The sequence below is a fragment of the Verrucosispora sp. NA02020 genome, assembly GCF_013364215.1.
Taxonomy (GTDB): Bacteria; Actinomycetota; Actinomycetes; order Mycobacteriales; family Micromonosporaceae; genus Micromonospora.
In genome coordinates, this window is the sequence record NZ_CP054923.1 from 5,485,318 (window position 1) to 5,510,557 (window position 25,240).

Genomic DNA, 25,240 nt, shown 5'->3' on the forward strand with positions numbered 1-25,240 from the left:
GTCCGGTCGCGCATGTCCCTCCTCGGTCAGGTGTCGGGGCGTCCGGCGCCGCTTACCCGGCAGAACCGACGACATGCGCTGCGTGAACCACAAATCAGTCAGTAAGCACCCAAACACCTGCGCCAGTCGGCGTTGGCGAGAAACATGGTTAGCCTGAGAGGCCAGTGAGATTGTTGCGGCAGACGAGGCTCGCACGTCGCGAACCCAACGGCGGGTCCAGGTGCTCCGTACAGAGCTGCCGTGACGGCGACGAGGAGGAGGCCCGTGACTCAACAGACCTGGGACGAAGTTGGCGGATTGCTGCCGCACGACGAGTTCCGCGCAGCGAGCGACGCCATCGTGGCCAACATCGAACAGGTCATCGAGGGCAAGACCGCCACCGTGCGGCTTGCTCTGGCCGTCCTGCTCGCCGAAGGGCATCTGCTCATCGAGGATGTGCCCGGCGTCGGCAAGACCAAGCTGGCCAAGGCCCTCGCGCGCTCCATCGACTGCTCCGTCCGCCGCATCCAGTTCACCCCCGACCTGCTGCCCAGCGACGTCACCGGCGTCAGCGTCTACAACCAGGAGACGCACGACTTCGAGTTCCGGCCGGGTGCCGTCTTCGCCAACCTGGTCGTCGGCGACGAGATCAACCGGGCCTCGCCGAAGACCCAGTCCGCGCTGCTGGAGTGCATGGAGGAACGGCAGGTCACCGTCGACGGGGTGACGTACCAGTTGCAGACCCCGTTCATGGTGATCGCCACCCAGAACCCGATCGAGATGGAGGGCACGTACCCCCTGCCGGAGGCGCAGCGGGACCGCTTCACCGCCCGGATCGCGATGGGCTACCCCGACCCCAGTGCCGAGCTGGCGATGCTCGACGCCCACGGCGCGGTGGACCCGCTGCCGGCACTGCGCCCGGTCTCCGACGCCGACACCGTGCGCCGGCTGATCGGTCACGTCCGGCAGGTGCACGTCGCCGACGCGGTCAAGCAGTACGCGATCGACCTGGTCACCGCCACCCGCGAGGCACCCGAACTGCGGCTCGGCGCGTCCCCGCGATGCACCCTGCAACTGCTGCGCACCGCCCGCGCGGTGGCCGCCCTCGACGGGCGCGACTACGTCCTCCCCGACGATCTCCAGGTACTCGCCGTACCGGTCCTGGCGCACCGGCTCATCCCCACCGCCGACGCCCAGCTCGCCCGGCGTACCACCGACGCGATCGTGGCGGACCTGGTGCACCGGCTGCCGCTGCCGCACGACCGCCAGCGTTCGCCGTACGACAGCCGCCCGCCGGCCGGCAACGGTCGCGCCCCGTTCGAACCCCGGAGGCCGTGACGTGCGTGACGGCTTACGCGGCCTGACCACCCGCGGTCGCTCCTTCCTGGCCGCCGCGCTGGCGGCCGCCGTCTCCGCCGGCATCCTCGGCGAGAAGGACCTGCTGCGAGTGGCCGTGCTGCTGGCCGTCCTCCCGCTGCTCGCCGCGCTCTACGTCGGCCGCAGCCGTTACAAGCTCGCCTGTCACCGCTCGCTGGACCCGCACCGGGTGCCGGTCGGCGCCACCGCCCGGATGGTGCTGCGGTTGCAGAACCTGTCCCGGTTGCCCACCGGAACCCTGCTGCTGGAGGATCGACTGCCGTACGCGCTCGGCAGCCGGCCCCGGGTGGTGCTGGAACGGCTCGGCGCGCACCAGGCCAGCTCGGTGGCGTACACCGTGCGGGCGGACGTGCGCGGCCGGTACGAGGTGGGGCCGCTGGTGGTCCGGATGACCGACCCGTTCGGTCTGTGCGAACTGAGCCGGGCCTTCCCGGGCACCGACTCGCTGACCGTGGTGCCGCAGGTGGTGCCGCTGCCGGCGGTGCGGCTGCCCGGTGAGTACGCCGGCAGCGGCGAGAGCCGGGCCCGCTCGGTGGCGGTGCACGGCGAGGACGACGCGGCGACCCGCGAGTACCGGCGCGGCGACGACCTGCGCCGGGTGCACTGGAAGTCGACCGCGCGCACCGGGGAGCTGATGGTGCGCCGGGAGGAACAGCCCTGGGAGAGCCGCGCGACGGTCCTGCTGGACACCCGGGCGTACGGCCACCAGGGCGACGGCCCGACGGCCAGTTTCGAGTGGGCCGTCTCGGCCGCCGCCAGCATCGCCGTGCACCTGCGTCAGGCCGGTTACAAGCTGCGGCTGGTCACCGGCTCCGGCGCGGACGTGAACGCGACCGAGGGCGCCGGTGACGGTCTGCTCCTCGACCAGCTCGCGGAGGTCCGGCTGGACGAACGCGTCGAGATCACCGCCCTGGTGCAACACGTCCGGCAGCGCTCCGACGGCGGTCTGATCATCGGCGTCTTCGGGTCGCTGAGCACCGCCGAGGCGGAGGTGCTGTCCGGGCTGCGGGCCAACGGCGCCACCTGCGTCTGCTTCCTGCTGGACAGCTCTGCCTGGCTGAACCTGCCGGCGCAGGCCCGGACCGAGGCCGCCCAGGCACACGACACCGCCGCGCTGGCCCTGATGCAGTCCGGCTGGCGGGTGATCGGCGTCGACCACGGCGGCCGGTTGCCGGCGCTCTGGCCGCAGGCCGGCCGGGGCTCGCAGGGTTTCGCCCTGCGGGCCGCGATGGCCGAGACGGTGGCCGGCGGCGTGCGATGAACGGAAGGTCCCTCTCATGATCGCCCATCGGAACCTGGGTCTGGTGGCCGCCGCCGCGACCCTGCTCGCCGCCGCGCCCCTGTCGGCCATCTTCGAACAGTGGACCTGGCTGGTGCAGTCGGTCATCGCGGTGGCCGCGGTGGCCGCCGCGGCGGCCCTGTCCCGGCTCGGCCGGACCCCGCTGTGGGCCCAGATCCTGGCCATGGTCGCCGGCCTCACCCTGGCCCTGACCTGGCTCTTCCCCAGCGGCGAGGAACTGCTCGCGGTGCTGCCCACGCCGGCCACCTTCGGGCACTTCGCCGAGTTGCTCAGCACCTCGGTCGACGACATGCGCTCGCACGGCGTGAAGGTGCCGGACACCGACCCGCTGCTGTTCATCACCGTGCTCGGCGTCGGCGGCGTCGCGGTCCTGGTCGACGTGCTCTGCGTCGGGCTGCGCCGGCCCGCCCTGGCCGGCCTGCCGATGCTGGCCATCTACTCGGTGCCGGTGGCGGTCTACGTGGACAGCGTGCCGCCGCTGCCGTTCGCCGTCGGGGCCGCCGGCTTCCTCTGGCTGCTGGTCACCGACAACGTCGACCGGGTCCGGCGGTTCGGCCGGCGGTTCACCGGGGACGGCCGCGACGTCGACGTCTGGGAGGCGTCCCCGCTGGCCGCCGCCGGACGGCGGCTGGCCGTGGTGGGCCTGGCGCTGGCCGTCCTGGTGCCGCTGGCCGTACCGGGCATGACCTCCGGCCTGATGAACAACCTGAACTCCGGCGTCGGCAGCGGTCTGGGCGGGCAGGGCTTCGGCGGCGCGCCCGGCCGCGTCGACCTGTTCGCCGCGCTCAGCGGCACGCTGAACCAGTCCGAGACCACCGACCTGGTCACCGTGACCACCACCGAGGAGGAGCCGTTCTATCTGCGCTTCGGCGTCGCCGACGAGCTGCGCGGCGACGGCTTCCGGGTACGCGGACCGAACGGCAGCCGGGTCACCGGTGAGCTGCCCGACCCGTCGGAGCAGCAGGTACGGGGGGTCGAGCGGACCCGGCACCGGGCCACCGTCGAGGTGACCCGGGCCCTGGCCATGCCGCTGATGCCGGTGTACGCCGAGCCGGTCGACTTCACCGACCTGAACCGGAACTGGTTCTACGACCAGGACCTGCAGGTGGTCTTCTCGAACCGGGAGAACTCCCGGGAGAAGTCGTACTCGTTCGACTACGTCCGTTCGACGTACACGCCGCAGGCCCTGCGCGCGGCCCGGGCGTTGTCCGCCGACGACCCCCGCCGGGTCCAGCAGACCGTCACCCCCGACGTGCCCGAGGTGCGGACCCTGGTCGCCGACCTGATCCGGGGCAAGCGCACCGAGTACGACAAGGTGCGCGCGATCTACGACTACTTCTCCGAGGAGAACGGCTTCACCTACCAGCTCAGCACCGAACAGGGCACCAGCGGGCAGGAGATCCTCGACTTCCTGGAGAACAAGGCCGGCTACTGCCAGCAGTACGCGGCGGCGCTGGCCTGGATGGTCCGCGACGCCGGCATCCCCGCCCGGGTGGCCTTCGGGTTCACCAACGGCAGCCGGCGTACCGCCGACACCCTCACCCTGACCAACCGGAACCTGCACGCCTGGACCGAGGTGTACTTCGACCAGATCGGGTGGGTGCCCTTCGACGCCACCCCGACCTACGGCGTGCCGGGCTCGGCCCGTTCCGCGTGGGCGCCGGACGTCGACGCCCCGGAGGACAACACCCCGCAGACCGACGCCACGGAGGCGCCCGACGCGGATGACCCGTCAGCCGGGCCGGACGCCGGACCGGACCAGTTCCAGGAGGGCGACGACCCGGCCGTCGGTGCCGCCCCGGGCGCGCCCACCCAGCAGGCGCCGCGCTGGCCGTGGCTGCTCGCCGTGGGCGTACTCGCCCTGCTGGCGCTGCTCGCCGTGCCGGCGCTGCGCCGGCTCGCGCTACGCCACCGCCGAGGTCGGCCGGCACCGGTGATCCGGACGGTCGACGCGACGGAGGCCACCGCCACCGGAGAGCACCGACCGGCGGTGTCGGTCGGCGCCGACCCGGACCGGGCACGGGCGGACGCGCACGCCGCCTGGGACGAACTGCTCGACACGCTTGTCGACTTCCGGATCCGGGTGGACCGGACGGAGACCCCCCGGGCGACCGCCGACCGGCTGGTCCGGGAGGCCCTCGCACCGGACACCGGGGCGGGGACGGCGGCCCGTCTGCTCGGTCGCGCCGAGGAGCGGGCCCGGTACGCGCGCGACCCGCTGACCGGGGAGCCGCTGCCCACGGCCCTGCGCACGGTACGCGGTGCGCTGGCCGAGCGGGCCGACCGGCGAACCCGACTGATGGCGACCGTGTTGCCGCCGTCGGTGCTGCAACGCTGGCGCACCACCGTCGCGGACACCTCGTCGCGGCTGGTGAACTCCGGCGGTCAGGTACGCCACCGGCTGCTGCGGTTCAGTCCGCGCCGGCTGATCGCGAACCGCGCGAGTCGCTGACCGCCCACCCGGTCCGGGCACGACAGGGCACGGTCCGGGCACGACGACACGGGCCGGGTGCCGGTGGACATCCACCGGTACCCGGCCCGTCGTGGTCTGCTGTCGCTCGCCGCCTGCTGGGGGTCGTGCTCGTCACTCGGCCGCTCGCTGGGCAGCACGGAGCGCGCCACGTCACCGCATTCGCCCTGGGCGCCCGAAGGGCACCCGGAGCACACATCCGTCGTCGCACGCCGCTACGTCCCGGACCGGTCAGGTCCGGGACGAATGCCCCGCCGTCAGGAACAGCGGGTCAGCGGTGCCCCTCCGGGCGCTGACGCCACCGGTCCTCCATCCGGTCGAGGAAACCCCCCGACCGGCGACCGGACCGTCCCCGGGACCGGCGACGACTCGCCGTGCCTCCGACGACGTGCAGGTCCGGTGACTGCGCCCGGCGGTGCGACTGCACCGCGAACGCCGCCGAGGCCAACATGACAACGAATCCCGCCACTGCCAACGGCGGAGTTTTGATCACCGCGCCATAGACCAACAACGCCAGGCCAGCGACGATCACGCCGGCAGCGACGAGCAGGCGACGCCGCGCGTGGAAACGCGGGTCGCTGGCGCGCACGGCCGAGGCGAACTTGGGGTCCTCGGCAAGCGACCGCTCGATCTGCTCGAACAGCCGCTGCTCGTGCTCCGAGAGCGGCACGGCACTCCTCCCCGGTCACGTTGGTCGGTCCGGTCGGACCGACAGACCGTGGCAGCCAACCGGCTGCTTACCCGCAAGTCTACGAGGGCCCTCGCGCGTCGGAAAGCGGGACGACCTACGGCCGCGTCGGATTTTCATCTCGTCGGGGATCACGCCCCCCGAGAAGACTGGCCGGTCCTATGACGGACCGCCCGAATCGGGCAGCCGCAGCGTCCGCCGCGACCTCCGCCTCGCGCCATCCCCGCTCGGGCGCACCGAGCGCGAGCTGCCGGGGCGTCTCGTCCGCGGGGGTCAGACCCTCCGCGCGTACGCCGACGAGGCGGATCCGCTCACCAGGCGCCAGAGCGGTGTAGAGGGACCAGGCCGTGTCGAACATCTCCCGCGCCACGTCGGTGGGCACGTCCAGGGTGCGCGACCGGCTCACCGTGCGGAAATCGGCCATCCGCACCTTGAGCGACACGGTGCGCCCCACCAGCCCACCGGCACGCAACCGGCCACCGACCTTCTCGGCGAGCGCCAACAGGGTGCGCCGGATCTCGGTCGGATCATTGACATCGACGTCGAAGGTGACCTCCGCGCCGACCGACTTCTCCGCGTGCTCGGGGCTGACCCGACGCGGATCGCGTCCCCACGCCAACTCGTGCAGGTGCCCGGCCGCCGCCGCGCCGACGGCGGTCCGCACCATCCCCAGCGGGGCCTGGGCGAGGTCGCCCACCGTGCGCAGCCCGAGCCGCAGGAGGTTCTGCTCGGCCCGCTCCCCCACTCCCCAGAGGGCGGCGACCGGCAGCGGATGGAGAAAGTCGAGGACCTGGGCGGCCGGGACCACGAGCAGGCCGTCCGGCTTGGCCCGGGTCGACCCGAGCTTGGCCACGTACTTGCTCGACGCCACCCCCACCGAACAGGTCAGCTCCTGCTCGGCGGCGACCCGCTCGCGGATCCGGCGGGCGATCGCGGCCGGCGGCCCGAACAGTCGCCGGGCACCCGCGACGTCCAGGAACGCCTCGTCCAGGGAGAGCGGCTCGACCAGCGGCGTGACGTCCCGGAAGATCTGCATGACCGCCCGCGAGGCGGCCGAGTAGCGGCTGAAGTCCGGTGGCAGGAACACCGCGTGCGGGCAGAGCGCCCGGGCCCGCATCGTCGGCATCGCGCTGCGGACGCCGTACCGCCGGGCCTCGTAGCTGGCCGAACTGACCACCCCGCGTGCGCCGACCCCGCCGACCACGACGGCCCGGCCGCGCAACTCCGGTCGGTGCCGCACCTCCACCGAGGCGAAGAAGGCGTCCATGTCGACGTGCAGGATCGAACAGCCGGCGTCGTCGGCGTCCGGCCCGAACCGGGGATCGCCACCCCGGGGCAACGACTGGCTGCGTCCCACCCCGGCAGGTTAACCCCGGGGTGGGACAGGACGTCCGGTCAGCCCCGCAGCACCAGCAGCGGAATCGTCATCTCGGCCGCGGTGTCCGCGCCGTGGAAGGCCACCAGCCGGGAGACCATCGGGCTCTCCGACCGGCTGGCCAGCACGGCGTACGTGTCGTTGCAGACCACCACCACGTCGCCGACCCGCTCCAGGTGCGCCTCGGGCACCGGCCCGAACCAGCCGGCGGCCACCGCCTCGTCGCGCACCAGCACCCGGGCGGCGTCACCGAGCACGGCCGACCAGGCCGCCACCACGTCGGCGGTGGCACCCGGCGCGGTGTGCAGATACCGCACCCGGGGCTCGCCCGCGACGACCCGCACCCCGTCGGTCAGCCGAGGGTCGGTGTCCAGGTCGAACCGGTGCGCGGCGGGCACGTCGAGCTGGCCGTGGTCGGCGGTGACCAGCAGCGCCCCGTCCGGCGGCAATCCGTCGACCAACCGGGCCAGCATCCCGTCCACCTCGGCCACCGAGGCCCGCCAGGGTGCCGAGTCGACGCCGCTGAGGTGCCCGTCGCGGTCCACGTCCGGGTGGTACCCGGAGACCAGGGTGGGGCCTCGGCCGGCGGTCAGCGCGGCCAGCATCGTGGTGGCCACCGCGTCGACCCCGGCCGCGCCCCGGTAGTCGCCGCCCCGGTTCGCGGCCACCGTCAGGCCGCTGCCGCCGAACTCCGGCCGGCTGACCACGGTCACCGCCACCCCGGCGGCCCGGGCCCGCTCCAACTGGGTGGCGACCGGCTGCCAGCGCAGCGGCGACGGGTCGCCGGACCACTCGATGTGGTTGAGCACCCGCTCGGTGCCGGGCACCCGCAACGTGAACCCGAGCACCCCGTGCGCGCCGGGTGCCGCCCCGGTGCCCAGGGTGACCAGGCTGACCGGGGTGGTGGAGGGGAAGCCGCAGGTGAGCGGCCGACCCGCCGCCGCGGTCAACCCGGCCAGGGTCGGCGCGTACGGCGCGGCGGTCGGGATCTGGTACCACCCGAGCCCGTCGACCAGCAGCACCGCGATCCGGCGTACGCCGGAGAGGTCGGCACCGAGGTCGAGCAGATCGGCGGCACCGGGCACACCGAGCACCGCGAGCGCGCTGGGCAGCACGTCGGCGATGCTCCCCCCGCCGTACTCCGGCGTGACAGGTGCAAGGAAGGGCACCTTGTTAACGCCTGGTGCATAGGAAGGGCCCCCTCCTAACACCGGGGGGCGCACGGCCGACCCCTCCGGGCCGGTCATGCCGGACGGCGGGCGAACAGGTGCAGTTGCGCCGCCAGATCCCGCCAGGGCGGCCGGGCGGCCAGCGCCCGTTCCAGCTCCAGCAGGGCGCCCGGCTGGCCGTCCGCCACGGCTGCCGGCAGCAGGTCGGCGAGCACGCGTACGCCGTGGATCTCCTCGACGGCGAGCCCGGCGGCGGCCAGCAGCGCGGTGGCGCCGTCGGCGTCGAAACGTCGCCGCAGCGTGTCCCGGGAACCGGCGGTGCCGTCGGGGTCGGCGGCGAGCGTCGTCGCCACGTCCAGGTGGCCGTTCATCGCCCGGCCGAGCACCGCCGCCGCCCGCCCGGCGACCAGCACGCTGGCCGCACCGCCCGGCCGCAGCGCCCCGGCCAGCGCGGCCACCACCGGCGCCGGATCGTCGACGACCTCCAGGACGGCGTGGCAGAGCACCAGGTCCACGCTGGCCGGCTCGACCAGTCCGGCGAGCGCGTCACCGTCGCCCTGCACGGCGCGTACCCGCTGTGCCACCCCGGCCTCGGCGGCCCGGCGGCTGAGCGCGGCCAGCGCATCGGGGCTGGCGTCGACCACGGTGACCCGGTGCCCGGCCCGGGCCAGCGGCACGGCGAAGCCACCGGTGCCACCGCCGACGTCGAGCACGGTCAGCTCGGCGGCGGGTCGGCGGTCCAATTCGGCGCGGAGCACCGACCAGACCACGGCGGTACGGGGGGTGAGCGGCGGCCCGGCCGGATTCGGGGTCTGTTCCACCCGGTCGAGCCTAGGGCCTGCCCGGCCGGTCATGTGCGGCGAGGCACGCCGTCGGGGCGGCGCGGGCCGACGACGGGACACGCGGCCGGCGACGCGCGGGCCCGACGGCGAGACGCACCGCCGGCGGCGGATCGGTCAGCGGAAGTCGCGGGACGCGGGGCTGACCGGTGGCTCGATCGCGTCCAGCCGGTCGGCGACCAGGTTGACCACTCCCTCGTGCCGCTGCAACAGCCCGCGCACCACCAGCGCGGCGCTGGTCCGGGCCACCCGCCGGTGCCGCTGCCACAGCCCCGGGGAGCAGGTGACGTTGAGCATGCCGGTCTCGTCCTCCAGGTTGAGAAAGGTGACCCCACCTGCGGTCGCCGGGCGCTGCCGGTGGGTGACGATGCCGCCGACCCGGATCCGTCGGCCCGGCTCCACCCGCCCCAGCCGGTCGATCGGCACCGCGCCCAGGGCCTCCAGCCGGGGACGGATGAACCGGGCCGGGTGGTGCTCCGGGGACAGGCCGGTGGCCCACACGTCGGCGACCAGCCGGTCCACCTCCTCCATGCCGGGCAGGGTGGGCGCCGTCGCGCCGGTCACCGTGCCGGGCAGGCGATCCGGCCGGTCCTGCGCCGCCGCGCCGGCCGCCCAGAGCGCCTGCCGCCGACTCAGTCCGAAACAGGCGAAGGCGTCCGCGGTGGCCAGTGCCTCCAGGTGAGCCGAGGTCAGCCCCACCCGCCGGGCCAGATCCGGCATGTCGCGGTACGGCCCGTGCGCCGTCCGCTCCGCCTCGATCCGCTCGGCCACCGGATCACCGAGCGTACGCACACTGGACAGCCCCAGCCGTACGGCCGGACCGCCCAGCCCCCAGGCGTGCGGCGGCTCACCGGGCCGGCTGCCCCAGCGGGTCTGCGGGGTCGACTCCAGCACCGGCTTCGCGCCGCTGGCGTTGACGTCCGGACGGCGTACCTCCACACCGTGCCGACGGGCGTCGTCGACCAGGGTCTGCGGCGAGTAGAAGCCCATCGGCTGGGCGCTGAGCAGCGCGGCCAGGAACGGGCCCGGGTGGTAGCGCTTGAGCCAGGAACTGGCGTAGACCAGATAGGCGAAGCTCATCGCGTGGCTCTCCGGGAAACCGTAGCTGGCGAACGCGGTGAGCTTGCGGTAGACGTCGTCGGCCAGCTCGCCGGTGATGCCGCGCTCGGCCATGCCGCGATAGAGCCGGTCGGCGATCTTCGCCATCCGCTCCACCGACCGTTTGGCCCCCATCGCCCGGCGCAACTCGTCGGCCCCGGCCGCGTCGAACCCGGCCAGGTCGATGGCGAGCTGCATCAACTGCTCCTGGAACAGCGGTACGCCGAGCGTCTTCTCCAACGCGTTGCGCATCAACGGATGCGGGAAAGTCACCGGCTCCTGCCCGCTCTTGCGCCGGATGTACGGGTGCACCGAGCCGCCCTGGATCGGGCCGGGACGGATCAGCGCCACCTCGACCACCAGGTCGTAGAACGTCCGGGGCCGCAGCCGGGGCAGCGTGGCCATCTGGGCGCGGCTCTCCACCTGGAACACCCCGACCGAGTCGGCCCGGCAGAGCATGTCGTAGACCTCCGGATCCTCCAGCGACATGTCGCCGAGGTCCAGACTCATCCCGATCATGTCGTACCCGTAGTGCAGCGCGGAGAGCATGCCCAGGCCGAGCAGGTCGAACTTGACCAGGCCGACGGCGGCGCAGTCGTCCTTGTCCCACTGGAGCACGCTGCGGCCGGGCATCCGGCCCCACTCCACCGGACAGACCTCGATCACCGGCCGGTCGCAGATCACCATGCCGCCGGAGTGGATGCCCAGATGCCGGGGGAAGCCCGCCCACCTCCCCGAGCCACCAGTCAGTTCGTTGGCGTACGCGATCACCTGCTCGGGGATCTCCGGCACGTCCACCGTGGCCACGTCGCCCCACCGGTCGATCTGCTTGCTCCACGCGTCCTGCTGCCCCGGCGAGAAACCGAACGCCTTGGCCACGTCCCGCACCGCCGACCGGGGTCGATAGGAGATCACGTTGGCCACCTGGGCGGTGTGCTCCCGCCCGTACCGGGCGTAGACGTGCTGGATGACCTCCTCCCGACGGTCGGACTCGATGTCCACGTCGATGTCGGGCGGGCCGTCGCGTTCCGGGGCCAGGAAACGCTCGAACAGCAGCCGGTGCCGCACCGCGTCCACGTTGGTGATCCGCAGGGCGTAGCAGACCGCCGAGTTCGCCGCCGAGCCCCGGCCCTGGCAGTAGATGTCCGCCCGCCGGCAGAAGTCGACGATGTCGTAGACCACCAGGAAGTAGCCGGGAAAACCCAACTCCTCGATCATGTTCAGCTCGTGGTCGAGCTGCGCGTACGCCTGCGGGTGCGCCTCGCGCGGGCCGTAGCGTTCCCGCGCCCCCTCGTCGGTGAGGTGCCGCAGCCAGCTCATCTCGGTGTGCCCCGGCGGCACCGGGTACGCCGGCAGCCGGGGCGCGACGAGCTGGAGGTCGAAGGCGAGTTCCGCACCGAACTCGGCGGCCCGGGCCACCGCCCCCGGGTACGCGGCGAAGCGCGCCGCCATCTCGGCACCGCTGCGCAGGTGGGCGGTGCCGGCGGCGGGCAGCCAACCGTCGATCTCGTCCAGGCTGCGCCGGGCCCGCACGGCAGCGACGGTGGTGGCCAGCCGACGCCGCCCGGGGGTGGCGTAGTGCACGTTGTTCGTGGCGACCGTGGGCAGCCCGGCGGCGGCGGCCAGCTCGGCCAGCGCGTCGTTGCGGTCGCCGTCGACCGGGTGCCCGTGGTCGGTCAGCTCCACCGCCACCGTCTCCGCGCCGAACAGCGCGGTGAGCCGGTCCAGCTCCCGGGCCGCCGCGTCCACCCCCTCGGTGAGCAGGGCGGACGGCACGTGTCCCTTGCGGCAACCGGTCAGCACCAACACGTGGTCCCGCAGGTCGGCGGCCACCTCCTCCAGTTCCCCGTAGACCGGGCGTCCCTTCTCCCCGCCCCGCAACTGGGCGCGGGCGATGGTCGTGGCCAGCCGCGCGTACCCCTCGTGGCCGTGCGCCAGCACCAGCAGGTGGTTGCCGTGCGGGTCGGGTACGCCCTGCTGCGGGCCGGGCAGACCGAGCGACAGCTCCGCCCCGAAGATCGTCGGCAGGTCCAGCGTGCGGGCCGCCTCGGCGAAGCGCACCACGCCGTAGAAGCCGTCGTGATCGGTGACGGCGAGCGCGGTCAGCCCCAGCCGGACGGCCTCCTCGGCCAGTTCCTCCGGGTGGCTGGCCCCGTCGAGGAAGCTGAAGTTGGTGTGCGCGTGCAGCTCGGCGTACGGCACCACACCGTCGGGGCGGGCCAGCTCGGGCGGACGGTACTGCTCCCGGCTCCGACTCCAGGCCGGCGAGTCACCCCCGTCGGCGTCGACCGCGAGGGGATCCACCACCCGCAGGTGCCGTTCACCCTCCCCGGTACGCCCGGAGAGCACCCGCTCCAGCTCCGACCAGGGCAGCCGAGGATTGTGGAAACTCACCGCCCCACCCGGCCCACCGAGATCCCGGTGCGTTCCGGCCCTCCCCGGGGACGGAACGCACCACGATTCACTTCCGCCTCAGTCATAGACCGCCTCCACGAGCCACCGGCCGGCGTCGACGGCGAGCAGCAGGGCGCTGCCGTCGGCCAGGCTGACCTGGAAACGGGCCCGCCGACACGCCTCGACCGGGTCCCACCACCGCTCGTCGACCGGCCACGGGCCCGCCCAGCCGACGATCTCGACCGGCACCCCGGCCCGGCCAGGGATCCCGGCCCACGCACCACCCCGGCCGGCGCCCCCGGCTGACCCGCCACCCCGACCGACGGCGCCGTCCGCCGTACCACCCGCACCGGCGGTCCCGGCCGGTGCGCTGATCCGGCCGACCTGGGCACCGCCCTCCACCGCGATGATCAACTGGGTCGGCGGGGCGCTCACCGCCAGTCGCGCGCTCACCACGACCGGTACGCCGGTGGCGTCCAGCACGCTCGCGGCGAGCGGGGTGGTCAGCACCACCGCCGGCGACGGCGGCGGCAGCCGCCCCGGCCAGGACGGTACGGCCGCACCGGCGCCGGGACCGGCCGGTGACCGCTCGTCGCCCCAGGGCACCAGCCGCGTCTGGTCGGCCGGTGACCGACCTCCACCGAGTACGGCGGTGACCACCGCCTCCGGGCCGAGCAGACCCTGCACCCGGCTCAGGGCCCGGTGTGCCCGCTCGCGTTCCGCACCGGTCTCGCCCCACAGCCCCGGTTGCAGACCGGCCTGGGCCAGCACCCCGTCCGGCACCAGCCGCAGCCGGACGATCCCCGCAGTGGGCCGGGGCGGTCGGTCGCCACCGCGCCGGCCACCGCCGGAGAGCCAGCCGTCCAGTTGCCAGCGGACCCGGTCGGCGATCGCCGCCGCGCTGAGCAGGCCGTCGTGCCGCCAGACCCGGTGCAACTCCTGACCGTGCGCGGTCACCGCCTCGATGCCGAGCCGGGTGCAGGCCAGCCCGTGCCCGGCGAGCCGCTCGTGCAGCCGTTCGGCCAGCGTCCGGGCCGCGAACGCCGCCACGTCGACGCGCTCGATCGGCTCGTCCAGGTCGGCGGCGACCGTCAGGTCCACGGGCGGGCGCCGGACCGCCAACGGCCGGTCGTCGCCACCGCTGGCCCACCGGTGGGCCAGCGCGCCGTCGAACCCGAACCGGGCGAGCACGTCACCGGCGGCCAGCGCGGCGAAGTCCCCGAGCGTACGCACTCCGAGCCGGCGCAACAGGTCAGCCAGGGCGGGCCGCCCGAGTGCCTCGACCGGCTGGGCGGCCAGGAACTCCGGCGTCCCACCGGGCGGCACGATCCGCCCCTCCCGCGCGGCCAGCCCGGCGGCGAACACCCCGTCGGCGATACCGACCTGGCTCTCCACCGCGCAACTCTGGGCGACGTGCTCGACGATCCGTTCGGCGGCCGCCTCCTCACCGCCGAAGTACCGGACCGGACCCCGGGCGGCCAGCGCGCAGGCCCCGGGGCGGACCACCTCGACCCCGACCGCCACCTCCTCGACCGCGGCCACCACCGGCTCGAACGCCCGCGCGTCCCGACCGGGATCGTGGTCGACGACGGTGAGCCCCGGGCAGCGTCCCTGCGCCTCCCGTCGGCGCAGCCCCCGGCGGATCCCCTCGGCCCGGGCCTGCTCGGAGCAGGCGACCACCCGGTTGCCGTGCAGCACCGCGACCGGCCCGGTGGCGGGCACCCCGTCGACGATCTCGGCGGCGAGCACCGGCCAGTCCGGGCACCAGAGCAGCAACGTCCGAGCAGGCGCGCTCATGTCGACGCTCCGCGCCGCCATGAGTCACCACGGAGCCGATGACTCACTCGCTGACGCTCGCTCATGTCGCGTGCTCCGCCGGGTGGGGGGAGGCCAGCACGCGGAACCGGGCGGGAGGTGACCGGTCGGCGGTGGTGGCGGAGCGGGGGATGACGCGGGTCAGCTCGTCACCGGGCAACCACACCGTGAGCTCCTTGGCGCGGGCGGCCGCGCCCCGCCCGTGTGCCGAGATGGTCACCTCCCGGCGGCGCAGCCGCCCCCGCCCCGCCCCGAGTCCCTCCCATGTGCCCCGGACCACCTGGAGTGTCAGGTCCGCCCCGTCCCACCGGCCGTACGGCACGAGCACGCTGCCGCGTTGGCGGGCCCGTGCGGCCAACCGGACGGCGACCGAGGCGGAGACGGTGGCGGGTACCGCGGTGACCACCACGTCGACCCCGTCGATGAGCGCGGCGACGACGGTGGGCCACTCGGGGCCGGGCTGCGGCACCAGGGCGAGCCGGTCCAGGGCGATCCCGGCCTCGGCCGCCGCACCCGCGCCGAAGGTCGGCATCCCGACCACGGCACACCACGAACCGGCCCGGGACGCCTCGGCGAGCAGGGCGAGCAGCAGCGAGGTGGTGCCGCTGTGCCGGGGCTGCCCGAGACCGACCGCGATGGTGCTGCCCCGCCGCAGTCCACGACCGGGCAGCAGCCCGGTCAGCTCGGGCCGGACGGGGAGTATCCGGTGACCACCCACCGGGTCGGGTGCGCTGGCCGGACGCACCAACCCGGCCAGCGCGGCGGAACCGACCACCATGCGGCCCGCCATCGGACCTACCCCCCGTCGTGTCGCCACCGGGTGCCCGCCGGTGGATGGTGCTGATCAGGCGACGAGACCGTCGATCGCCGGCTGATGTGCCAGGCCGAGCGCAGCCTCCACCACCGTCACGAACTCCTCGGCGGCACGGAGCAGGTCGTCGGCCTCCCGGGCGGTGACCACCCGGGGTATGCCGGCCTCGGCGGCGGCGCGCTTGCCGGCGCCGAGGGCGAAGTAGGCGGCCCACTCGTCGAGTTCGGGGGCGACGACGGCGAGTAGCACCCAGACGCTGGTGATCCGGTTGCGGCGGGTGGGTGCGGGACGGGCACGGGCGGCGAGCACCGCGGCGGCGGCGCGCAGCGCCGCGAGGTGGGCGGCGGCGTACCGGAGGCCGTCGGGGCCGGTCCGGCCGGCCTCGGCGAGGCCCTGCCGGGCCACGGTGAGCAGTTGGGCGGGAGTGCGGTGCGGCAACACGTGCGCGGGCACCGTCGGCGCCTGGGCCGGACTGGTCGGCATGGTCTCCTCCACGTGGGCCGAGCGGGGCGGTCGCGCGACGGGTGGACCCGTCGGCGCGGTACGCGCCCGCGGCGGGCGGTGCGGAGGAAGACGCACCAGGTAGGTGGCCGGCCGGGTGCGGAGCTTCCCCACACCCCACCCGGCCGGCGTTACCGGCGGGTCCGTCGGCCGCCGCCCGGGGGTCGTGGGCGGCGGCCGACGGCCTGCCTGACGGGTCCGGACTCGCGACTGCCCGGAGCCCAGGTGCGATCCGCGGCACCGCACCTGTCCGGGAGCCGGTGCCGCGAAACACCCGCCCCCGAGGGGTTGGAACGAACGTTCGATTTAGCCGGCGACACCAGCAATCGAACACTCGTTCTAACTACTGCTGACAGTACACCCTCCCTCTGACGAAAACGCAACGTGTGACGCGCCGGGCCAGCCACGTCGCCCGCCTGGTCAGGGCGACCGGTTCCGCATGCCGTGGCCGGGTGCGCCTGCCGTCGGCGTACCGGGAAGAATGGCGGGATGCAGTCACACCCGAACGTCGAGGCGGTGCAGGACGCGCTCGACGGTCCGTACACCCGCAACGGCTCCGGCAAGCGGGCCCTGGTCCGGTTGCTGCCCGACGCGGTGCACACCGCCGCGGCCGCCGCCGAGGCGCTCGGTGTCGACGTGGGCGCCATCGCCAACTCGCTCGTCTTCGACGCCGACGGTGAACCCCTGCTGGTACTCACCTCCGGCGCGCACCGGGTGGACACCGACGCCCTGGCCGCCCGGCTCGGGGTCACCCGGCTGCGCCGGGCCACCCCGCAGTTCGTCAAGGAGCACACCGGACAGGTGATCGGCGGGGTCGCCCCGGTCGGCCACCCGCGCCCGCTGCGTACGCTCGTCGACACCGCGCTGGAGAAGTACGACGAGGTCTGGGCCGCCGGTGGCGTGCCGCAGGCGGTCTTCCCCACCACGTACGCCGAGCTGCTGCGGGTCACCTACGGGACCCCGACCGACGTGGCGTGAGTACCACCGAGACCGTTCCCGGACTGGTCACCCTGCACGTGTGGCGGATCCCCCGGGCCGCCCTGGGCCGGGCGCTGGGCCGGATGGCGCTCGACCCGCGCCGGTTGCGCGCGCTGCCCGGCGTACGGTTCGGCAAGCTGCTCGGCACCGGGACCGGCACCGGCTTCGGGCCGGGCGACGCCGACCTCACCCGCTGGGCCGCGCTGACGGTGTGGGACTCCCCCGCCGAGGCGGCCCGGTTCACCGGCTCGCGGGTGGATCGGGCCTGGGCCGACATCGCCCGGTCCGGAGTCCGGCTCGACCTGCGTCCGCTGACCAGCCGGGGTGAGTGGTCCGGTCGGCGGCCGTTCGGCGAGCCCGCCGGCGGGCCGGTCCACGGCCCGGTGCTGGCACTGACCCGGGCCCGGCTGCGTCCGGCGCGGGCGCTCACCTTCTGGCGGGCCGTCCCACCGGTGGCCGCCGCCCTGCACGCCGCGCCCGGCCTGCTGGCCCGTTTCGGCGTCGGCGAGGCGCCCCTGGGCTGGCAGGGCACGGTGAGCGTGTGGCGGGATCCGGCGGATCTGGTGGCGTTCGCGTACCGTCACCCGGAGCACCGGGCCGCGATCACCCGCACCCCGACCGAGCGGTGGTACGCCGAGGAACTCTTCGCGCGATTCGAGGTACGTGACGTGGTCGGTGACCGGACGGTACTGGGGTGGGTCGGCGACGCGGACGACCCGGCGAAGGGTGGACAGGCGTGAGGTTGGTGCGGTGGACACCGGACGATCTCCTCCGGCGGCTGGACGACGTGGTCGCCGTCTACGGCGAGGCGATGGGATACCGCGCCGACCTGCTGGAGGCCCGTCGTGGCTACATCGCCACCCACGTACGCCGACCCGGTTTCCGTGCCGTGGCCAGCCTGACCAGCGAGGGTCACCTGGCCGGTTTCGGCTACGGCTACGTCGGCGGGCCCGGCCAGTGGTGGCACGACCAGGTCTGGCGGGCACTGGAGCAGGGCGACCGGAAGCGCTGGCTGACCGACTGCTTCGAGGTGGTCGAGCTGCACGTCCGGCCCCCGGCGCAGGGGCACGGCCTGGGCGCCGGTCAACTGCGTGCCCTGCTCACCATGGCCGAGGGCAGCACCACGCTGCTCTCCACCCCGGAGGCCGACGAGAACACCTCGCGCGCCTGGCGGCTGTACCGCCGGTTCGGCTTCGTCGACGTGCTGCGCGACTTCCGGTTCCCCGGCGACGAGCGCCCGTTCGGCGTACTCGGTCGGGACCTGCCCCTGCCGGGACCGACGTCGCCGGCCCGTCCCGGACAGCCATGACGCCGTCCGCCCGCCGTGCCCGGGTCTACGCCTGGGCAATGCTCGTCCTGCTGGTGCTGGCCCAGATCGGCTACCCGCTGACCGACGGGACGACCCGCGCCCGGCTGACCGTGGCCACCGTCGTCCTCGGCTACCTGCTCTCGGTCGGCCACGCGCTGCTGTCGCGTGGGCCGCGTACGGCTGCGGCGCTGATCGCCACGGCGACCGGGGGCGGGTTCGCCATCGAGGCGCTCGGCGTCGCCACCGGATTTCCGTTCGGCAGCTACGACTACTCGGGTCAGCTCGGTCCGAAGCTGGCCGGCGTACCGCTGATCATCCCGCTGGCCTGGACCTGGATGGCCTGGCCGGCGTGGCTGGTGGCGACCCGGCTCACCACGCGGATCACGGTGGCGGCGGGTCGCTGGCGGTGGCCGACCCGGATCGCGCTGGCCACCCTCGGCCTGGCCACCTGGGACCTCTTCCTCGACCCGCAGATGGTGGCCGAGGGGCACTGGGTGTGGCGGGACCCGACCCCGGCACTACCCGGCCTGCCCGGCATCCCGATCAGCAACTACCTCGGCTGGCTGCTGTTCGCGGTGCTCATGATGAGCGCGCTGCGCCCGCTCGCCGGACCGGCCGTGGACACCACCGACGCCACCGACACTCCGCTGTACGCGCTCTACCTGTGGACGTACGGCTCCAGCGTGCTGGCTCACGCGGTCTTCCTCGACCTGCCCGCCTCGGCACTGTGGGGTGCGGCCGGCATGGCGGTCGTCGCGGTGCCGCTGGCGGTCAGCCTGCTGCGGCAGCGCCGCACGGGACGCGCCGACACCGCGCCCCGACCCCACGCCGACGTCTCGGCATGAGCGAGCCCCGGCGTGAGTGAGGCTTTGTCGCTCGCCGTGTTCGGGGTGCTCGTCGTGTTGACCGGGCACACCCTGGTCAACGCCGGCCGCTGGTTGCGCCGTCCCGCGTCGGGGCCGGTCGAGGTCACCGAAGCGGTGACGGTGCTGCTGCCGCTGCGCGACGAGGCCGCCCGGGTGACCCCGTGCCTGCGGTCCCTGCTCGCCCAGCGTGGCGTACCCGGGCTGCGGGTCGTGGTGCTCGACGACGGCTCCACCGACGGCACCGCCGACGTGGTCCGCGCGGTGGTCGGCGACGATCCCCGGGTCACCCTGGTCACCGGGATCGCGCCGCCACCGGGCTGGTTGGGCAAGCCGCACGCCTGCTGGCAACTGGCCGACCGCGCCGACGCGTCGACCACCGCGCTGGTTTTCGTCGACGCCGACGTGGTGCTCGACCGGTACGCGGTGGCGGCGGCGGTGACCGAGCTGCGGGCCGCCGGGGCGGCGCTGCTGTCGCCGTACCCGCGGATCGTGGTGCGCACGGCGGCGGACCGGCTGGTGCAGCCGTTGTTGCAGTGGTTGTGGCTGACCTTCCTGCCGCTGCGCGCGATGGAGCGCTCGCCCCGGCCGTCGCTGGCCGCGGCGGGCGGTCAGTTCCTGGTCGTGGACCGCGCCGGTTACCTGCGCGCCGGTGGGCACGCAACGGTGGCCGACCGGGTGCTGGAGGACATCGAGCTGGCCCGGGCGGTGAAACGGTCCGGCGGCCGGATCGCCCTCGCCGACGGTTCCCGGCTGGCCGTCTGCCGGATGTACGACGACTGGCCGCAACTGCGCGACGGTTACACCAAGTCGCTCTGGGCCTCGTTCGGGCATCCGCTCGCCGCCGCCGTGGTCATGTCCCTGCTGCTCCTGCTCTACACCGCGCCGCCGCTGGTCGCCGTCGGCGCGCTGCTGGCCGGCGCGCCGGTGGTGGCCGCGCTCGCGCTGTCGGCGTACCTGCTGGGGGTGGTCGGGCGGGTGGTCAGCGCACGCGCCACCGGTGGGCGGGCCTGGCCCGACGCGCTGGGCCACCCCGTGTCGGTCGCGGTCCTCGGTTGGTTGACCGTACGGTCGTACCATCTGCGCAAGCGGCGGCGCCTGTCCTGGCGCGGCCGACCGGTCGGCTAGGCCCTGGTAGGCCCACTCTGGGAGGACATCGCATGGCGCGGATCGTGGTCGTCGGCGCCGGAGTGGGTGGACTGGCGGTCGCCGCCCGGCTGGCCGTCACCGGCCACCAGGTGACCGTCCTCGAACGGGCCGACACGGTCGGCGGCAAACTCGGGCGGTACACGCACGACACCGCCTCCGGGCCGTTCCACTTCGACACCGGTCCCAGCCTGCTCACCCTGCCCGGGATCTTCCACGAGCTGTTCGAGGCGACCGGGGCCAAGCTCGACGAGTACCTCGACCTGGTCCCGTTGGACCCGATCGTGCGGCACGTCTTCCCCGGCGGCGGGCCGGTGCTGGACTCCTGCGCCGACCCGACCGAGTTCGCCGCCCGCATCGGCGCCGTCCTCGGCGATCGGGCGGCGACCGACTGGCAGCGGCTGTGGCGACGCGCCGGCCGGGTGTGGCGGGCCTCCGAGCACGACATCCTGCGCCGCCGCGTCGACTCGCCCCGGGACCTGACCCGGCTGGCCTGGCGGCTCGGTGACCTGGCCGCCATCCGGCCCGGTCAGAGCCTGCGCGGGCTGGGTCGCGCCCACCTGTCCGACCCCCGACTGCGGATGCTGCTGGACCGGTACGCCACCTACACCGGTGCCGATCCACGCCGCGCGCCGGCCGCGCTGGTCGCGGTCCCCTACGCGGAGCTGGCCTTCGGCGGCTGGTATCTGCGCGGCGGGCTGGGCAGCCTCGCCGACGCGCTGCTGTCGCGCTGTCTGGACCTCGGCGTGGTGATCCGCACCGGCGCCACGGTCACCCGGATCGACGCGGCGGGCGGGCGGGCGCACGGCGTACGCGTCGCCGGGCAGGCCGCCCCGGTGCCGGCCGACGTGGTGGTGGCCAACGTCGACGCGCTCACCGTCTACCGGGACCTGCTGCCCGACCCGCGTCGGCTGGCCGGGCTCACCGACCGCAGCCTGGCCGGTTTCGTGCTGCTGCTCGGCGTACGCGGCAACTCCGGGCTGGCCCACCACACCGTCTTCTTCCCGCGCGACTACGACGCCGAGTTCGACGCGATCTTCGGTGCCCCGGGGCGGGGAGTACGCGCCCGTCCGGCCACCGACCCGACGGTCTTCGTCACGGCGGCCGACGATCCGGCGGTCCGCCCGACCGGACACGAGGCATGGTTCGTGCTGGTCAACGCCGCCCGTCACGGCACCGCGCCCGGGGCGGTGGACTGGCGGCGGCCGGGGCTGGCGGCGGCGTACGCCGACCGGATCCTGGACGTGCTGGCCGAACGGGGCATGGACGTCCGGGACCGGCTGGTGTTCCGCGAGATCCGCACCCCGGCCGACCTGGCCGACTCCACCGGCGCGCCGGGCGGGACCATCTACGGCACGGCCGGCGGTCTGCTCCGCCCGGCCAACCGGGGGGCGGCGCACGGCCTGTGGCTGGTCGGCGGCTCCAGCCACCCGGGGGGCGGCCTGCCGATGGTGGCCCTGTCCGCGCAGATCGTCGCCGACGAGATCGGCCCCGCCTGGTAGGGGGCGGGATGTAAGGAAGGGCACCTTCTTAACGCCTGCGGTAGAGCAAGGGCCCCTTGTTAACACCCGCAGGCCGACGCACCCCGCAGGCCGACGCGCACACCAGCGGGCCGACGCGCACACCGGCGGGCCGACGACTCATTCGGCGTCGATCAGGGCCCGGCGGACGGCGGAGAGCAACTGCCCCAGGCCGAAGGCGGCCAGCAGCACCCACACCGCCGTCGCCATGGTGATCGTGCCGGCCGCCAGGTCCAGGTCGATCAGCCCGGTCAGGCCGGCCAGCAGCAGCCCGGCGACGGCCACGCAGACCCGGGTGGGCCGCTCCCCCACCGTCACCGCGCCGATGTCGCGCATCCCGGCGGCGACCGCCCGGGCCCGGACGTACTCGTGCAGCCAGGACAGCGCGCCCGCCGCGGCGACCAGCCCACCCGGCGCGCCGACCAGCCAGAACGCCACCAGCCAGGCGGCCTCGCCGATCCGATCGGCCAGCGAGTCGTAGACGTAGCCGAGCCGGGTGGTGCGGCCGGTGGCAACCGCCACCGCGCCGTCGACGCTGTCCGCCACCGAGGCGAGCAGCACGAACAGCGCGGCCAGGAACGGTCCGTCGCCCGGTCGCCCGGCGAACAGTGGTACGCAGAGGCAGAGCAGTACGCCGAAGACGGTGACCGCGGTCGGGCCGACCCGGAGCCGGCCCAGCAGGAAACCGACCTGGTAGGCGAAACGGAGCCAGCCGCGTACCACGGGGGTGGCCGCCCGGGGGTCGAACCCGCCGTGCAGCCGGGCCCACGCGACGGCGTACTCGTTCCAGTTCAGCTGTCTGCCCACCACGGTTCAACCGACCCGACGGCGCTGAGGTGTCGCGCCCGCCGCGTCACGTCGCGGCGCCCACCCGCAGGTTCTGCCAGATCTCCCGGGTCGCGGTGGAACGGTTGAAGGTGATGAAGTGGATCCCGGGGACGCCCTCGTCGAGCAGTCGCCGGCACATTTCGCTGGTCTGCTCGATGCCGAGCCGACGGACCGCTTCCGGGTCGTCGGCGACCCGCTCGAACCGCGCCGCCAGGGCCGGCGGGAACGGCGCCCCGGAGAGCTGCACGGAGCGTTCGATCGTGCCGATCTTGGTCACCGGCATCACGCCGGCCAGGATCGGCGTGTCGCAGCCGGCGGCGGCCACCCGGTCGCGCAGGCGAAGGTACTCGTCGGCGTCGAAGAACATCTGGGTGATCGCGAACTCGGCACCGGCCCGGCACTTGCGGACGAAGTACTCGGTGTCGGTCTGGACGTCCACCGAGCGCGGATGACGGTACGGGAAGGCGGCGACGCCGACACTGAAGTCACCGGAGCGGCGGACCAGGCGGACCAGGTCCTCGGCGTAGTCCACGCCGTCCGGGTGCGGCACCCACTCGCCGTTGGGATCGCCGGGCGGGTCGCCCCGGACCGCCAGCACGTTGCGCACCCCGACACTGGCCAGCCGACCGATCACGTGCCGCAACTCGGCCACCGAGTGGTTGACCGCGGTCAGGTGCGCCATCGGCAGCAGGGTCGTCTCGGTGGCCACCCGCTCGGTGACCGCGACGGTGGTGTCCCGGGTCGTCCCGCCGGCACCGTAGGTGATCGAGACGAACGAGGGGCGCAACGGCTCCAACTCACGGATGGCCTGCCAGAGCTGCCGCTCGCCCTGCTCGGTCCTGGGCGGCCCGAACTCGAAGGAGAAGGTCGGCTGGCAGTCGCGGACCAACTCCCCGATCGCCGGTTGCGAATTCGGGAGGATCGAGGGAAGTCCGAGCGCCACGTACCGACTCTAGCGGCCGCTCCCCCGTACCCCCAGCACCTTCCCAGGGGTGGGGACGTGACCGATGCCCACCCCGGGAGGCCGGTACGCAGGTGAGCCACGGCGCGCCGGACGGTGGGTGGGTCGCCGTGTCCGGCCCCGACCCATTAGCGTCGGGAACGTGACCCACGCTGCTCCTGTCTCCCCCGTCGACCGTGCCGGCCTGCGCCAACGCGTCGACAAGGCACTGGCCGACTTCCTCGCCGCCCGCCGCACCTGGATGACCGGTGTCGACGACGCGCTGGTGCCGGTGGCCGAGGCGATCGAGGCGTTCGTGCTCGGCGGCGGCAAGCGGCTGCGGCCCGCCTTCGCCTACTGGGGGTTCCGGGGCGCCGGCGGGGTGGACACGGACCCGGTGGTGACCGCCCTCGCCGCGCTGGAGTTCGTCCAGGCCAGCGCCCTGATCCACGACGACCTGATGGACCGGTCGGACACCCGACGGGGTGAGCCGGCGGTGCACCGGCGGTTCGCCGCCCGGCACAGGTCGGCCGGCTGGGGTGGCGATCCCGACGGGTTCGGCGACGCGGCGGCGATCCTGCTGGGTGACCTCTGCCTGGTCTGGTCCGACGAGCTGCTGCACTCCGCCGGGCTCGACCCGCGGACGGTGGCCCGCGCCCGCCCGGACTTCGACGAGATGCGCACCGAGGTCACCGTCGGGCAGTACCTGGACGTGGTCACCCAGGCCACCGGCGACACGTCGCTGGAACGGGCCGGCAAGGTCGCCCGGTACAAGTCGGCCAAGTACACGGTGGAGCGGCCGCTGCTGCTCGGCGCGGCGCTGGCCGACGCGCCCGCCGACGTCCGCATCGCCTACTCGGCGTACGGGCTGCCGCTGGGCGAGGCGTTCCAGTTGCGCGACGACGTACTCGGCGTCTTCGGCGACCCCGCGCAGACCGGCAAGCCGGCCGGTGACGACCTGCGCGAGGGCAAGCGGACCTACCTGGTCGCGGCGACGATGGAGGCGGCCGACGAGGCCGGGCGCGCGCTGCTGCTGGCCGGGCTCGGCGACGCCGAGCTGGACACCGAGGGCGTGGCCCGGCTGCGTGAGCTGATCTCCTCGACCGGGGCGCTCGCCCGCACCGAGCAGCGCATCGTCACGCTCACCGACGCGGCGCTCGCCGCGCTGGTCGCCGTGGACCTGGACACCGAGGCCCGGCAGGCCCTGGTGGACCTGGCCATCGCCGCCACCCGCCGGGCCGACTGAACGGCGCGTCCCCGCGACCGGGCCGGCGGTCCGGTCGCGGGGGTCGACGCGGAGGGTCCGGGCGCACGCGGGTCGGACGCCGGACGGCTCGGTCGCGCGCCGGCCCGACCCGGACCGGACCGGGTGAGGGGTCGACTGCGGGTCAGAAGCCGAGAGCCTGCGCGCGGCGCTTGATCTCGCGGGCCTGGTCGCCGCCGAGGGCGGTGGCGGGGGTGCCGCCGGGTAGCGACGGGTCGGGCTCGTAGAGCCAACGCAGCGCGGCCTCGTCGTCGTAGCCGGCGTCGTCCAGCAGGGTGAGCACGCCGGGCAGATGCTTGAGCACGGTGCGGTTGGCCACCAGGTCGGCGGGGATCCGCCGGACGCCGTCGCGGCGTACCGCGATCAGCTCACGATCCCGGATCAGCTGGTGGACCTTGCTGATCGTCAGGTCGAGCCGTTCGGCGACGTCCGGCAGGGTCAGCCAGTCGGCGGGGCCGGCCTCGGGCGCGGTGCCCTCGGCGGGTACGGAGTCGGTCACCGGACCACCCTGCCATGCCACCCTCCCCCCGGGTCAACGACCTCCCGTCGGCGCACTGAGCAGGGGCGGCGACAGCC

General features: G+C 74.4%; 21 protein-coding genes. 10 read left to right on the top strand and 11 right to left on the bottom strand.

Annotated elements, in window-relative coordinates; translation table 11 throughout:
• Positions 1–264: 264 nt before the first annotated feature.
• Genes HUT12_RS24365 through HUT12_RS24375 form a run of 3 tightly spaced genes read left to right on the top strand, consistent with a single transcriptional unit; the run spans position 265 to position 5,108 of the window.
• Positions 265–1,317, top strand: a complete 1,053-nt coding sequence (locus HUT12_RS24365; protein WP_176094881.1) for a MoxR family ATPase — start codon at positions 265–267, stop codon at positions 1,315–1,317.
• 1 nt (position 1,318) lies between these two features.
• The gene (locus HUT12_RS24370) at positions 1,319–2,617 is read left to right on the top strand and encodes a DUF58 domain-containing protein (protein ID WP_176094882.1); all 1,299 of its coding nucleotides are present in this window, start codon (positions 1,319–1,321) and stop codon (positions 2,615–2,617) included.
• A 16-nt stretch (positions 2,618–2,633) separates the two neighbouring features.
• Positions 2,634–5,108 (top strand): DUF3488 and transglutaminase-like domain-containing protein, encoded by a 2,475-nt coding sequence (locus tag HUT12_RS24375; RefSeq protein WP_176094883.1) that lies wholly within the window; start codon positions 2,634–2,636, stop codon positions 5,106–5,108.
• 289 nt (positions 5,109–5,397) lie between these two features.
• Here the strand turns inward: HUT12_RS24375 and HUT12_RS24380 are convergent, their stop codons facing one another.
• The 8 genes from HUT12_RS24380 to HUT12_RS24415 form a co-directional block, all read right to left on the bottom strand.
• Positions 5,398–5,796, bottom strand: coding sequence for a DUF3040 domain-containing protein (locus tag HUT12_RS24380; protein WP_131056765.1), 399 nt, complete (start codon positions 5,794–5,796; stop codon positions 5,398–5,400).
• Between the two features lie 115 nt (positions 5,797–5,911).
• Positions 5,912–7,171: a DNA polymerase IV gene (locus HUT12_RS24385; protein WP_176094884.1), complete on the bottom strand. Its 1,260-nt coding sequence runs from the start codon at positions 7,169–7,171 to the stop codon at positions 5,912–5,914.
• Between the two features lie 38 nt (positions 7,172–7,209).
• Complete coding sequence (locus tag HUT12_RS24390; protein ID WP_254876942.1) at positions 7,210–8,358, bottom strand: alkaline phosphatase family protein; 1,149 nt, start codon at positions 8,356–8,358, stop codon at positions 7,210–7,212.
• Between the two features lie 74 nt (positions 8,359–8,432).
• Positions 8,433–9,179 (bottom strand): methyltransferase domain-containing protein, encoded by a 747-nt coding sequence (locus tag HUT12_RS24395; protein ID WP_254876943.1) that lies wholly within the window; start codon positions 9,177–9,179, stop codon positions 8,433–8,435.
• Positions 9,180–9,314: 135 nt separating this feature from the next.
• Entirely contained in the window at positions 9,315–12,689 is a 3,375-nt protein-coding gene (locus tag HUT12_RS24400; RefSeq protein WP_176094887.1) for an error-prone DNA polymerase, read from the bottom strand.
• A 78-nt stretch (positions 12,690–12,767) separates the two neighbouring features.
• Positions 12,768–14,486, bottom strand: a complete 1,719-nt coding sequence (locus HUT12_RS24405) for a DNA polymerase Y family protein (RefSeq protein ID WP_176094888.1) — start codon at positions 14,484–14,486, stop codon at positions 12,768–12,770.
• A 61-nt stretch (positions 14,487–14,547) separates the two neighbouring features.
• Positions 14,548–15,294, bottom strand: coding sequence for a hypothetical protein (locus HUT12_RS24410; RefSeq protein ID WP_254876944.1), 747 nt, complete (start codon positions 15,292–15,294; stop codon positions 14,548–14,550).
• A gap of 54 nt (positions 15,295–15,348) precedes the next feature.
• The gene (locus HUT12_RS24415) at positions 15,349–15,798 is read right to left on the bottom strand and encodes an SAV_6107 family HEPN domain-containing protein (RefSeq protein ID WP_176094889.1); all 450 of its coding nucleotides are present in this window, start codon (positions 15,796–15,798) and stop codon (positions 15,349–15,351) included.
• A gap of 507 nt (positions 15,799–16,305) precedes the next feature.
• Here HUT12_RS24415 and HUT12_RS24420 point away from each other — a divergent pair.
• From HUT12_RS24420 to HUT12_RS24445, 6 genes are read left to right on the top strand one after another with little or no spacing between them, the layout of a single operon-like run.
• Positions 16,306–16,794: a YbaK/EbsC family protein gene (locus HUT12_RS24420; RefSeq protein ID WP_131054315.1), complete on the top strand. Its 489-nt coding sequence runs from the start codon at positions 16,306–16,308 to the stop codon at positions 16,792–16,794.
• Positions 16,791–17,534 (top strand): monooxygenase, encoded by a 744-nt coding sequence (locus HUT12_RS24425; RefSeq protein WP_131054316.1) that lies wholly within the window; start codon positions 16,791–16,793, stop codon positions 17,532–17,534. Before HUT12_RS24420 ends, HUT12_RS24425 begins: the two co-directional genes overlap by 4 nt.
• Entirely contained in the window at positions 17,531–18,103 is a 573-nt protein-coding gene (locus HUT12_RS24430) for a GNAT family N-acetyltransferase (protein WP_176094890.1), read from the top strand. Before HUT12_RS24425 ends, HUT12_RS24430 begins: the two co-directional genes overlap by 4 nt.
• A complete protein-coding gene (locus tag HUT12_RS24435; RefSeq protein WP_176094891.1) occupies positions 18,100–18,948 on the top strand; it encodes a carotenoid biosynthesis protein in 849 nt (282 codons plus the stop codon). The genes HUT12_RS24430 and HUT12_RS24435 overlap by 4 nt, the downstream gene beginning before the upstream one ends.
• A 12-nt stretch (positions 18,949–18,960) precedes the next feature.
• Positions 18,961–20,094 carry a glycosyltransferase family 2 protein gene (locus tag HUT12_RS24440; RefSeq protein WP_131054319.1) on the top strand — a complete coding sequence of 378 codons (1,134 nt, stop codon included), beginning with the start codon at positions 18,961–18,963 and terminating at the stop codon, positions 20,092–20,094.
• A 32-nt stretch (positions 20,095–20,126) separates the two neighbouring features.
• Positions 20,127–21,614, top strand: a complete 1,488-nt coding sequence (locus HUT12_RS24445; RefSeq protein ID WP_131054320.1) for an NAD(P)/FAD-dependent oxidoreductase — start codon at positions 20,127–20,129, stop codon at positions 21,612–21,614.
• 138 nt (positions 21,615–21,752) lie between these two features.
• Here HUT12_RS24445 and HUT12_RS24450 read toward each other — a convergent pair whose 3' ends face one another.
• Both HUT12_RS24450 and metF read right to left on the bottom strand, forming a co-directional pair.
• Entirely contained in the window at positions 21,753–22,442 is a 690-nt protein-coding gene (locus HUT12_RS24450; protein WP_176094892.1) for a CDP-alcohol phosphatidyltransferase family protein, read from the bottom strand.
• A 43-nt stretch (positions 22,443–22,485) separates the two neighbouring features.
• The gene (metF, locus tag HUT12_RS24455) at positions 22,486–23,403 is read right to left on the bottom strand and encodes a methylenetetrahydrofolate reductase [NAD(P)H] (RefSeq protein WP_131054322.1); all 918 of its coding nucleotides are present in this window, start codon (positions 23,401–23,403) and stop codon (positions 22,486–22,488) included.
• A gap of 160 nt (positions 23,404–23,563) precedes the next feature.
• Between metF and HUT12_RS24460 the strand changes: the two genes are divergently transcribed.
• Positions 23,564–24,646 carry a polyprenyl synthetase family protein gene (locus HUT12_RS24460; protein ID WP_131054323.1) on the top strand — a complete coding sequence of 361 codons (1,083 nt, stop codon included), beginning with the start codon at positions 23,564–23,566 and terminating at the stop codon, positions 24,644–24,646.
• 142 nt (positions 24,647–24,788) lie between these two features.
• Here the strand turns inward: HUT12_RS24460 and HUT12_RS24465 are convergent, their stop codons facing one another.
• Positions 24,789–25,163, bottom strand: coding sequence for an Rv2175c family DNA-binding protein (locus HUT12_RS24465; protein ID WP_131054324.1), 375 nt, complete (start codon positions 25,161–25,163; stop codon positions 24,789–24,791).
• Positions 25,164–25,240: the final 77 nt, after the last annotated feature.